The organism is Hymenobacter terrestris (assembly GCF_013377905.1).
In the GTDB taxonomy this organism is placed as follows: domain Bacteria; phylum Bacteroidota; class Bacteroidia; order Cytophagales; family Hymenobacteraceae; genus Hymenobacter; species Hymenobacter terrestris.
Map to the genome: position 1 here is coordinate 1 of NZ_JABKAV010000088.1, position 11,593 is coordinate 11,593.

Annotated in this window: 10 protein-coding genes; 4 read left to right on the top strand and 6 right to left on the bottom strand. The window is 60.5% G+C overall.

The window, feature by feature from the left end:
- Positions 1 to 120 precede the first annotated feature (120 nt).
- The 6 genes from HW556_RS16935 to HW556_RS19060 form a co-directional block, all read right to left on the bottom strand.
- Positions 121 to 804, bottom strand: coding sequence for a DUF1361 domain-containing protein (locus HW556_RS16935; protein ID WP_176901307.1), 684 nt, complete (start codon positions 802 to 804; stop codon positions 121 to 123).
- Positions 805 to 947: 143 nt separating this feature from the next.
- On the bottom strand, positions 948 to 2,429 hold the full coding sequence (locus HW556_RS16940) for a TolC family protein (RefSeq protein ID WP_176901308.1): 1,482 nt from the start codon (positions 2,427 to 2,429) through the stop codon (positions 948 to 950).
- Positions 2,430 to 2,530: 101 nt separating this feature from the next.
- Positions 2,531 to 3,934, bottom strand: a complete 1,404-nt coding sequence (locus HW556_RS16945) for an HlyD family secretion protein (RefSeq protein ID WP_176901309.1) — start codon at positions 3,932 to 3,934, stop codon at positions 2,531 to 2,533.
- Between the two features lie 228 nt (positions 3,935 to 4,162).
- Entirely contained in the window at positions 4,163 to 5,833 is a 1,671-nt protein-coding gene (locus HW556_RS16950) for a peptidase domain-containing ABC transporter (protein WP_176901310.1), read from the bottom strand.
- Positions 5,834 to 5,954: 121 nt separating this feature from the next.
- Positions 5,955 to 6,629 carry a TetR/AcrR family transcriptional regulator gene (locus tag HW556_RS16955; protein WP_176901311.1) on the bottom strand — a complete coding sequence of 225 codons (675 nt, stop codon included), beginning with the start codon at positions 6,627 to 6,629 and terminating at the stop codon, positions 5,955 to 5,957.
- 342 nt (positions 6,630 to 6,971) lie between these two features.
- Positions 6,972 to 7,043, bottom strand: coding sequence for a hypothetical protein (locus HW556_RS19060; RefSeq protein ID WP_394354142.1), 72 nt, complete (start codon positions 7,041 to 7,043; stop codon positions 6,972 to 6,974).
- Between HW556_RS19060 and HW556_RS16965 the strand changes: the two genes are divergently transcribed.
- From HW556_RS16965 to HW556_RS16980, 4 genes are all read left to right on the top strand, one after another.
- The gene (locus HW556_RS16965) at positions 7,036 to 7,422 is read left to right on the top strand and encodes an SPFH domain-containing protein (protein WP_176901306.1); all 387 of its coding nucleotides are present in this window, start codon (positions 7,036 to 7,038) and stop codon (positions 7,420 to 7,422) included. The genes HW556_RS19060 and HW556_RS16965 overlap by 8 nt on opposite strands.
- Before the next feature lie 130 nt (positions 7,423 to 7,552).
- Positions 7,553 to 9,367 carry an ABC transporter substrate-binding protein gene (locus HW556_RS16970; protein WP_176901313.1) on the top strand — a complete coding sequence of 605 codons (1,815 nt, stop codon included), beginning with the start codon at positions 7,553 to 7,555 and terminating at the stop codon, positions 9,365 to 9,367.
- A 143-nt stretch (positions 9,368 to 9,510) separates the two neighbouring features.
- A complete protein-coding gene (hemL, locus tag HW556_RS16975) occupies positions 9,511 to 10,836 on the top strand; it encodes a glutamate-1-semialdehyde 2,1-aminomutase (RefSeq protein ID WP_176901314.1) in 1,326 nt (441 codons plus the stop codon).
- Between the two features lie 250 nt (positions 10,837 to 11,086).
- Positions 11,087 to 11,593: hypothetical protein (locus HW556_RS16980; RefSeq protein WP_176901315.1), on the top strand; the 507-nt coding region annotated here is incomplete at its 3' end.

An 11,593-nucleotide genomic window follows, 5' to 3' on the forward strand; every position in this document is an offset into this window, starting at 1 on the left:
GGTGGAAACGGGGGGGGGCCGCCGCTCCCCCCCCCCCGCCGTGGAACGAATTCCTGGTAGGAGTGGACCGCCTTTGTCAAACGAAAAACGTTAAAGGGGGGGGGGGGACCCGCCCCGCCCCTACTCCGTTCTTACCTTGCCCAGCAGTCGCACGGTGGCGTAGCCAAGCAGCAGAAACAGACCGTAGAGCAGCGTAACGCCCCAGGTACCGAGGTAGGCGCGCGGGTGCAGCAGGCGCGTAAGGATGTCGTAGAACAGGCTGACGGGGTTGGTAAGCACGTCCCAGCTGTTGAAGCGTAGGTAGCGCCCCAAGTAAATGCCGAAGCTACTCAGCAGCAGCGCCAGCGCGGCAAAGCCCCAACCAGCCCACTGACCGAGGCGGCGCGTTACGAGCTGCTGCATATCGAGCAGTGAGGCGTAGGCCAGCATCAGCCCGTTCCAGGCGCAGCTTAGCAGCAGGGCTAGGTCGTACCAGTAGGGCACGCCGGAGCGCGGGTGCAGGTGGAACAGGTCGGTGAGGATGTAGGGTGCGTTGGGAAAGAACAGCAGCCAGACCGCGCCCACCGGCAGCAGCACCCGGGCCCGCAGCCGCCCGGCGCTAAGGCCCAGCATCGTACTCAGACCGAATGGCACCAGGGCCAGAAACAGGTTCCAGAGCAGAAACACGAAGGTTAGCTGGCGCGTGAGCAGCACCCGGCCGGTAATCAGGGCCACGCTCAAAGCCAGCGACAGGCCCAGCACCAACAGCAGATTCAGGCGCTGCCGCAGCTGGGTCTGGGAGAATGTGCTAACCGACATCGACATACCCGCAAATACGGAAATTTCAAGCGCAGGGAACGACCGTAGCGCGAAGCTTCCGCTTCGCTTATCGTTGCTGACTACCACACGACGTCGTTCACCCATACATGAAGCGAAAGCCTCGCGCTACAGCGGTCCTTCGGTTCGTGTTACGGCTGCTCCTCCACGATGCCACCGGCGGCCCAGCGTAGGGTCGCCTGGGTCTGGGCGTACTTAGCCTGTAGCTCGGCCAGTTTCTGACTGGCTTCCAGCAGCTTGGCATCGCGCGAGTTGAGCAGGAACACCGAGCTTTCGCCGTTTTCAAACCGGGTTTGCTCCCCGTCGCGCAGGCGCTGGGCGTTGGCTACCACCTGCTGCTGCAGGGCCAGTTGGTCGCGCAGGGCAGTCCAGCTGTTAGCCACCGTCAGCACGCCGGTTTCAATTTCGCGGGTGTCCTGCTGCAGAGCCAGCTCAGTGTCCTGTTGCTTGAGGCGGTTGAGCTGGAGCTTGGCCCGCTCCTGGCGCAATAGCAAGGGGTAAGCAAAGCTCACACCCAGCTTGTAGTTGTTCTGCAAGTAGCTGCCGTTCAGGCTGGCGGCCTTCTCAGGGGCGAAGGGCTGGCCGGCCTGCAAGAGGTTATAATCGAGGTTGAGCTTGGGCAGCAGCTTGTTGCGCAGCAGCCGGTTTTCCACGGAAAGCTGCAGCAACTTAGCCCGGCTTTTCTGCAGCTCCGGATGAATCTGCTGGGCCAGGGCCGTGAGGGCAGCCACCGAATCGGGGGGTAGTGTGCGCCAGTCGGCGGAGCCGGGCAGCAGCTGGGGGCGGGCAGTCAGGGGCAGGTTCAGGGGCTGCTGCTGCTCGTTCCAGAGGTAATTGTTCAGTAGCAGTGTGGCATTCTGGAACTCCATCTGGGCCTGGCTCAGCTCGGCCTGGCGCTTCTGCAACTCGCCCAGCGCCTCCACCGAGTCAATGGCGGCCAAGTCGCCAAAAATCACGCGCTGGCGCACGGCCTGGAAACGCACGTCGCCCAGCACCAGGTTCTGGCGGTTCAGCTCCAGTTGCCGGTAGCGTAGCGTCCAGTCCCAGTAGTCTTTGGCAGCCTGTAGCAGCAGTTTATTCAGGGCCCCGCGGCGTTCGGCTTCGGCTAAGCCCTGCAGTGCCTGGGCCTGACGCACGGCGGCGCGGCGCTCATCTATCAGCAGGCCCTGGGCCAGCGGCACCGACAGGCCCAGGTAGCTTAGGCCACCCGGGGAAGTGGAGTTTTCGGGGTTGATGAACTGGCCGGTGCCCCGCTCGTAGCCGGCCTTCACGTCGAAGCCATACCAGACTGGTATCCGCAACTGGGTATCCCAATCGTGGAAATACTCCTGGTCTTTAAAGGTTTTGCCGTAGTATTTGCTGGTGGCGGCCGGGTCGAAGAGGCCCCGGGCGAAGCGCACCTCCTGGCGGGCACGCTCGGGTAGCAGCCCTGCCTGCCGGGCCACCGGGTGGCGTAGCGTCACGTAGGCCAACAGGTCGGCCAGCCCGAACACCCGCCCCGAATCGGCCGAAACGCGCGCGGCCACCGGGACATACTGCCGCACCTGAGCCACCGCATTGATTGGTGGCCCGAGCAACAGCAGCAGCAGGACTAGCAGCAGCGTCGGAAACATCAGCAAAGAAGACGATAGTCTAAGCAGCATGGGTGGTGGTTTGTGCAGATGGATCTGCCGGCTTACCAGACAGAAGCTGGCAGGAGCCAGCCAAGCGGTGCCTATTTTGTCTCCTCTTCATCGGAAAACACTGGCTTATCCTCTTTTGCGGCTATTTTGCCTTTCTCACCTTTCCCTCCATTGGTGGGGACACCCTCGAAATTGGGCGGGAAACCGTTGAGTTGCCGCCACAGCTCAAACCAGATGGATACGTCATCAAGCAAAGCCCAGCCATACACGCCCGAGCCGATGCGCAGCTGCTGGGGCCATGCTTCCTGCGTACGGTCGGGCGTTACCAGCACCCGGTACAGGCCTTGCGAGTCGATGTTGTCGATGACCGCCACCCGGCCGCCGAAGGTGCCAAAGCTGGAGCCAGGCCAGCCGCTGAACACCAGCGCTGGCCAGCCATCAAACTGCAGGCGCACCTCGCGGCCCACGCTTAGCAGCGGCACATCCATGGGCTTCACGTACAGCTCGGCAGCCAGCTCCGGCGCAATGGGCATTACCGTCACTACGTCTTCGCCTTCTTTCACAATTTCGCCGATGCCTTGCTTGAGCGCCCGCACCACGTAGCCGTCCTGCGGGGCCCGGATGGCGTAAAAGCCTGACCGGATGCGCAGGTTGGCCAGCTCGTTGCGCAGCTTGGCAATCTGGCCCTCCGAGTCGAACTGGTAGGCCACGGCCGAGCGTCGCTCCGACTCCGACTTGGCCAGCTTGTCTTGGTAATCGGCCCCCAGCGAAGTCAGCTCCAGCTGCGAGTTGATAAGTTCCTGGCGCGAAGCCCCCAGCTTGTTTTCCACACCCTGCAGCTTGGCCGTGCTCTCCTGGAACTTGAGGCGGCGCTGTTCCAGCTCGGTGAGGCTCTTGAGGCCCTGGCGATACAGCTCCTCCTGGCGGCCCAACTGCTGCTGAGCAATGGCGAAATCCTTCTCGGCGGCCCGCAAATCGGCCTCATCGGAATTAACCTTCAAACGCGTCTGCTCCACTTTATTGCGCGCCTTGTCGAGGCTCACGGCCAAGCCCGCCCGCAGGGCATCCTGCTGGTCGCCGAGCGCTACCGTCTTACCCTCGTTCTGCTCCAGGGCCGCAACCTTCGCCTCCAGCTGCTCGCGGGTGCGCTCCACCAGTTCTGGGTCGAAGTACTTTTCCTTTATTTCCGTGATTTCGACCAGTGTATCCCCTTTTTTTACCAGCTGACCCTCGCGTACCCGCCAGCCGGCAATGCGCCCGCCAATGGTAGTGGGCACGGTCTGGGGCCGGTCCTGGGGGCGCAATGTAGTCAGCTGGCCATAAGAGCGGATGTTCTGGGTCCAAGGAAGAAAGCCGGCCAGAACCACGATAACACCCAGCGCGGCCAGCCAACGGGCCAGCACCCGGCCGGTACGTGGGGTCTGCACCCGCTGGTACGAGTGGAAGCCACCCAATATCGGGTCGGGTACTTCCAAAGGCTGTTTGGCAGAAGACATGTGAAGCAGTTTAGCAGGTGACGGGGCCAAAGCGGCCCGCTTTCTTGCCTGCGGGGTACTTATCAGATTGAAAAAGAACAAGCGAACGAAGGCGAACACTTGGCTAAGGAGGCCACTGACCCCGGAGTTTACGAGCGCCGATTGGCAGCTGGCTGACAAACCGTAACGATGGTCTTTCCATTCAGCTGGTAGCGTAAAACCCCACTGGGGCGCCATGACCGAGGCGTGTTACAGCATGCCCATAACTGTATCGTAGCTGCCCTCGGTTTCAATGCGGCCGTCACGTAGCAGTACCAGCCGGTCGCAGAGCCGAAGTGCGTCGGGGCTGTGGGTGGCGATGAACACGGTCCAGGGCTGGTCGGGAGCCAACAAGCGGCCCATAATGCGCAACCGCTCGGTTCGCTCTACGCCCGGCAGTGGGTTATCGAGCAGCAGCAGGCGGGGCCGGCTAACGAGGGCACGCACCAGCAACAGCTTCTGGCGGGCACTGTCGGAGAGCGGCGTACCAACGCTGATGGGCGTATTCAGGCCTTGGGCCCGGGCATACAGCTCGTCGCGCAGGCCCACCAACTCCAGCGCCCAGGCTACATCATCAGGCTCAATAAAGGGCTGGTCGATGGTGATGTTTTGCAGCAGCGTCCCTTCGAACAAACCCTGGTGCGACATATTATCGGCCAAGTCGCGGCTCAGACCAATGGGGGCCAAATCGCGCAGGGGTCGATTGTCGTAGGCTACCACGCCAGCGTAGCCTTCGAGCAGACCGGCCATTACATTGAGGAGCGTGCTTTTACCGGTGCCGTCGGTGCCCACTAGGGCCACCTTTTCGCCCGGCGCAAGCTTGAGCTGAATATCGACCAGCGTGTCTTGCCCGGACTGGGGGTAGCGGTAGCTAACCTCGAACATCTCAACGTTTAGGCCCACCAGTGGCTGAGCCCGGGGTAGCTCGTAGGTGCCGCTGCTGGGCTTAATGAGGGGCAAATCGAGCACGTGCCCGATCTTGTCGAGTGAGGTCAGCGCGTCGTATACCACATCAATCTTGAGCAGCACCTTTTCCATGGCTGTAATGATGAGGATAATCACAATTTCGGCCGCCACAAACTGGCCAATGTTGAGCTGCTTGGTAATCAGCAGCCAGCAACCGATGATGAGCAGAGCCGCCGTAATCATCCCCCGGAAAACCACGAAGCCCCAAAACTGAGTTACCAAGATTTTGAAGTGGGTTTGGCGGGCGGTCAGGTAGCCATCTACGATCTGATCGGTGCGGCCAATGGCTAACTGCTGGCGGGGTACGTTGCGAAACGTGTTGACGGTGCGGGCCACATCTTCGAGCCACGACACCACGCGGTACTTGTATTTGGATTCGGTGATACTAGTCTGGAGACCACCAGGACCAGTAATACGGATCAGCAGGGCCAGCAGCCCCAGCAGCAACAAGCCAAACACAATGAAAACCGGGTGGTAAAAGGCAAGCAGAATCAAGCCGAACAGGATTTGCAGCGCGGCGGCCGAAAACTCAATCAGCAGCGTAGAAAGGCCCTTTTGCAAGGTGGGGGCGTCGAGCAGGCGGTTCATGAGCTCGGGCAGGTACTGCCCGTCCAATGCTTCGGTACGCACCCGGGGCAGGCGCACGGCAAAATCGTAGCTGATGCGGGCAAACAACCGCTCCTGCATATATTCAACCAGTTTCAGCTGCATCACCTGCAGGCCTCCCACTGCAATGGTACCAAATACAATAAAGCCAATGAGCACAATCAGCGAGGTGCTCACGTCGCCGCTTGTCACAAACCCGATAACGGATTGTACGCCCAGCGGCAGGGTCAGGCTAATAAGGCCCGCCAGCGCAGCATAAACGTAGAGGTAGCCGATGTCGCGCCGTTCACTGTTCAGCAACTTCCACAAGCGCTGTATGGGGGGCATTGAGGATTCCGAAGAACTGGCCATGAACTATAGGCTGGGATACTAATGAGAGGAGGGTGAGCCGCAGAGGATGCCCTGAGCAGAACGCGTGAAACGGGCCGGTTCAGCACAGCGCCCCGAAGGCCAGGTTTTCGAGGAATCGGTACAGAACCGCTTCTTCGCTACCAGTGTTTTGCGCATCGGTGAGCCCGGGCAGATGCCGGGCAAAAAAGTGCTGCTTGCGGGCAGCTTCTACCAGGGTGCTCACCAGCGCGAGCGGAAACTGGTAGGTGGGTGCCAGCTCGGTTACAACCGCGGCCACTTCGGCAACCAGCCGCTTGTATTCGCGAAACAGACCGGCCTCATTATCCTGGTCCACATCGTGGGTGAGGTAGGCCTTGGAGGCTTCATTTACCACAATACGATACAGCGCCGCCTCATCAAGTGAGGTGGTGGTAAGGTCGTCGTGGTGGGCACGCGTGAATACGCCCAGAATCAGGCGCAGGCGCTGGGCGGCATCGGGCACGTTGTGGGTATGGAAGCGGATCTGGTAGCGCATCCAGGCCCAGTACCACGACACCAGGTACACCAGCAGCCGGTGCTTGTTTTCGAAGTAGCGGTAGAGCGAGGCCTCGGTGGACCCCATGCGCTGGGCCAGTTTCTTGAACGTGAACTGCTCCAACCCGATTTCATCAATCAACTGCACGCTCTCGGCAATCAGCCGACGGCCCAGCTCGGTGTCCTGCGGGTCGCGCAGGTACAACCGTTCGTTCAACTCAATACGCAGGATTGGGTTCATAGTCAATATCGATGGAGTCAGCAAGGTAGCACTCTCCTTGCTGATAGCATTACTAGCGGGCCGGAACCCAGCCAATGATTCTCAGTCCGTTGCCAGTGAATCTTCTCCTTCTCGAAACCTGTTGCAAAGGTAGCGCCTCTGTCCGGCCACTGGCTTAAGATGGAATTAAATGGAGCTTAAATTTCAATTAAAACGCTTGCCTCTACTCCCGTAGTTTCTCCGTATGCCTCGCACCTCACCCCTGCCCATCGGCTTGGGTAGCAAAGCAGCCGCAACATGAGGCGCGAGGGCAAAGTGAATATTACCAAGTGCTACCCAACCCAAAAGCAGACGAGCAGTGCGCTACTCCCCTTGCCCTAGCGAGAAGGCGCGCTGGCCGTCTATGAGGCAGAGGTTTTCGGTTTTGATGACCATGATGCCGGCCTCGGTCAGGCGACGCTGCAAATCTAGCAACTGCCTGAACTGCACGGTAGCCCACCTGGGTAGCGGTGGCCTCGGTGGCGGTGGCGGCCACCAAGCGGCACCGCCAATAATCGGTGCAGAATATTTCGGCGTAGCCATTTGGGGCTTTGAGGTTGAGAATGTGCTGATGAAGAACATGGCGCTGCACAGCGGCCTGGTTAAGTGCATCGAAGTGAGGCTTGAAGCCGAGCAGGATGCCCAGCGCATGGAGTTTCAGAAGCTGCGCGAAACCCGCGCCGCGGGGCGCCGCGTGATTGAAGCGGAGAACCAGAAGCGCATTGCTGTAGTGCGGACCGAGGCCGAGCGCGTACGGCAGCTGAACCAAGCGTAAATCGCCACGCACTTCCGCGAAGCCAGCATTAGCCCGATTTCAAGCCGGCCGCAACTGCGTACCTTTGCCACGCGGGCCGCGCTGGTGGTGGCCTGCATGGTTATTCTGCTTTTCCCTGGCTTTTCGGTCTATGAGGTTACCTGCCTTTCTGTCCACGGTGCTGCTCTGCGCCGGTCTGGCGGCTGCTCCGTCCTTACACGCCCAGTCGGCGCGGCCGGCGGCCAAACCGGCTGGCCCGGCCGCGCCTAAGCCGGCAGTTGCCAAGCCAGCTGTGGCCAAACCGGCCACCATGCCGCCACCACCGGCCGGCCTGGGCTCGGCCGACCAGGATTTACGCTACAAAAACGGGAAGATTTTAGTGGAGCAGGGCCGCTATGCACTGGCTATGCAGGAGCTAGAACCCCTGACGGTGCCGGCCGCCAAGTTTGCGCGCGCTCCCGAAGCGGCCTATCTGTATGCGGTAGCGGCCAGCCGGGCTAAAAAATGGGCCGAGGCCGAGCAAATGCTCAACCTGCTGCGCAACCGTTACCCCAGCTGGGCCGGCCTGCCCGAGGCACTGTTTCTGCAGGGCCAGATATCGTTCGAGCAGCAGGACTACTCCAATGCCCTGACAGTGCTCAATGAGTTGCCGGCCAACACCCTGACGAGTGAGCGGGCCAACATGGAAGCCATGTACCTGCCCCGCATCAGCGAGAAGGCCGTGTTCCAGGGCCTTGTGAGGAACTTCGCGCAGGATGCAGCACTAGGCCGGGCTTACGCCGATAAGCTGGTGAGGGGTGGCTGGTACACGCCCGCCGACCAGACCCAACTCGACCAGCTCATCAGCCGCTTTAACCTCGACCGCAACGCCTACACGCCCCGGCCGGGCGGCACTAAAAAAAGCAGCTACAACATTGGCGTACTGCTGCCCTTCGAGTTCAATGACATGAGCTGGGAGAAGCGCCGCCGCAACCAGTTCGTAACCGACCTGTACGCCGGCCTGCGCCTGGCCAAGGACTCGCTGCAGCGGGCCGGCCGGCCGGTACAACTCTTTGCCTACGACACTGGCGCTGATACTGTGCAGCTCAAGCAGGTGCTGACGCTTCCCGAGCTGGCCGGCATGGACCTCATTATCGGCCCTGTCTATAAGTCGGGCTCCAAGATTTTGGCCCAGTATGCCCAGCAACACCAGATTGCGGTGGTCAACCCGCTTTCGCAGGATGGCAGCCTGGTAACTGATAATGCCTGGCACTACCTGTTCGAACCCGGTACCGCCACCCAGGCGCGGCAGGCGGCCCAGTTCGCCTACACCCGCCTTGGTGGCCCTCGCACGGCCGTAGTACTCTACGAGGACACCAACGACGAAACCGCCTTCGGCCTGGCCTACAAGCAGGCCTACGAGGCGCTGGGCGGCAAAGTGCTGCAGTTGCGCCGCCTTAAGTCGGACGATGAAACGACGCTGGCCGCTGGTTTCGGAGGTATCGACTTGACTGCTGTTGGCCATCTCGTAGTGGCTTCCGATAACCCCAAGGCCGGTGTGTTCACGCTCTCGGCCATGCGGGTGCAGAACGCCAAGCCGCCGCTCATAACCTATGCGTCCTGGCTCAACAACAACCGCCTCAGCCTCGACCAGCTCGATTCGCGCGACGTTTACTTTGTTCACCCCAAGTACCTCGACCGCAACAACCCCGGGGTGCGACGGGTGCGCCAGCTCTACACCCAGCAGCTTAACCTGCCGCCCTCGGTATTTGCCTACACCGGTTTTGAGCTGCTTTATTACTTCGGTAGCCAGTTGCACCAGTATGGCCCCGCCTTTCAGCAGCCGCTGGCCAACGGTGGGCCGGTATCGGGAGCCGTGTTCCAAGGCATCGGTTATCCCGACGGCGCCCACGACAACCAGTATGTGCCCATCACCAAGCTTGAGCGCCTCGAAGTGGAGGTGCTAAACCCAGTGGGCTTCCGGTAGGTTGTAAGAACTGTCATTCCGCCGAAGAAGGAATCTGGGTGAACTGGCTTGAGCAGTTTCAATTTCGCATACCGATTCAACCAGGCTTCCTCCTTCGTCGGAATGACAGAACCAGTTTTTGTCATTCTGCACATTAGTTTTCTATGTCCGCTCCTACTTCCACTGCTCCTTCGCTCAATCTCGCTACGTCCGATACCCTTTTCACCCGCGCCCAGCACCACATTCCGGGAGGCGTAAACTCACCGGTGCGCGCCTTCCGGGCCGTGGGTGGGCACCCAGTGTTCATGCAGTCGGCCAAAGGTGCCTGGCTGACGGATGTAGACGGCAACCAGTATCTCGACTTCATTAACTCCTGGGGCCCGATGATTTTGGGCCATGCTCCCGACTTGGTAGTTGACGCCGTGCGCGCGGCGGCTGGCGACTCGCTCTCATTTGGCGCCCCCACCCGCCGCGAGGTGGAAATGGCCGAGCTGATCAAGAAAATGGTGCCCAGCATTGAGAAGGTGCGGTTGGTAAATTCGGGTACCGAGGCCACCATGTCGGCCATCCGGGTGGCGCGGGGCTACACCGGGCGCGACAAAATCATCAAGTTTGAGGGCTGCTACCACGGCCACGGCGACTCGTTTCTGATTGCCGCTGGTTCGGGTGCCCTCACGCTGGGCGCACCCGATTCGCCCGGTGTAACGCAAGGCGTGGCGCTAGATACCCTCACGGCCCCCTACAACAACCTGGAAGCCACCGAACGGCTGATACTAGCCAACGAAGGCCAGGTAGCGGCCCTTATTCTGGAGCCGGTAGTGGGCAATATGGGCCTGGTAGCCCCGGCCGAAGGTTACCTTAAGGGTCTGCGTGAGCTATGCACCCGGCATGGCATCGTGCTCATTTTCGATGAAGTGATGACTGGCTTCCGCCTTGCCCGCGGCGGCGCGCAGGAGCTGTTCGGCGTGGTGCCCGATATGACTACGCTGGGCAAAATCATTGGGGGCGGCATGCCCGTAGGGGCCTACGGTGGCCGCCAGGATATTATGGATCAGGTGGCCCCTGCTGGCAAGGTGTATCAGGCGGGCACGCTTTCGGGCAACCCCATTGCCACCGCTGCCGGCATTGCCCAGCTCACCTACCTGCACGAGCATCCCGAGCTATATACCGAGCTGGACCGCATTACGGCCCGCCTCGCCGACGGTACCCGCCAGATTTGTGCCGACCTGGGCCTGAACTACACCGTCAACCGCGTCGGCTCGATGTTCAGCGTCTTCTTCACCGACCAGCCGGTTACCAACCTCGAAGACGCCAAAACTTCCGATACGGAGGAGTTCGGCCGCTACTTCCGGGCCATGCTAAACCGCGGCATCTACCTGGCCCCGGCCCTCTACGAAGCCCTTTTCGTCAGCATCTCCATAACCGACGAACTGGTAGATGTATACCTGACTGCCTGTCGCGAATCGATGATAGAGGCGCACGGGCTGTAAGGATTAGGGATTAGAGGAAAATGTCATTGCGAGCAACGCGAAGCAATCCGTGGGAGCAAATTTCTGACTTTTGAGAGGCATAAAGCCCCTGATACCTACATTGGCATCAGGGGCTTTATGCTTAACAGGGCTTTACACATTTCTCCCTCGGATTGCTTCGCGTTGCTCGCAATGACATTTTCCATTAATCAGTAGTCACTAACAACTAATCACTAAAAACCCGACCTTTGCGCGAATCAATCGCGCTTACATGTTCCGAATTCGCCCGTTGCCACTGCTTTTTCTGTTGCTGGGCCTTGTGCTGCCTCTGCTGCTGGCGGCCCAATCCACTATTGGTCCGGCCGCAGCCAATAAGCGTTTGTTCGACCGCACCGTCGATGAGCTGAACTTCCGGACGATGGAGACGGTGTACGATAAGTCGTTTGCCCGCGCCAAATATCCGGTGAGCCTGCGCGCCACCAAGGCCCGGGCCGAATTCGACAACTACTTTGGCCGCGACGACCTCCAGAAGCTGTTCCGCAACTACAACGGTGTGTCGGAGCGGTTTAAGAGCCGGTTCGGGAAAGGCCGCACCGATTTGCTGGAGTTCGAAAAGCAGCTCAACAGCCTACTGGTCGACCGCAACTTCGAGTTCTTTATTCGGGTGCTGCCCCGCGACGAGCGGGTGGCGCTGGTGCGCACCCTGCAGCGGAGTATCAAGCAGAGCGCGGCCCAGTTCAATGCCTCCCAGGACCCTGCTCCCGACGAACTAGCCGCC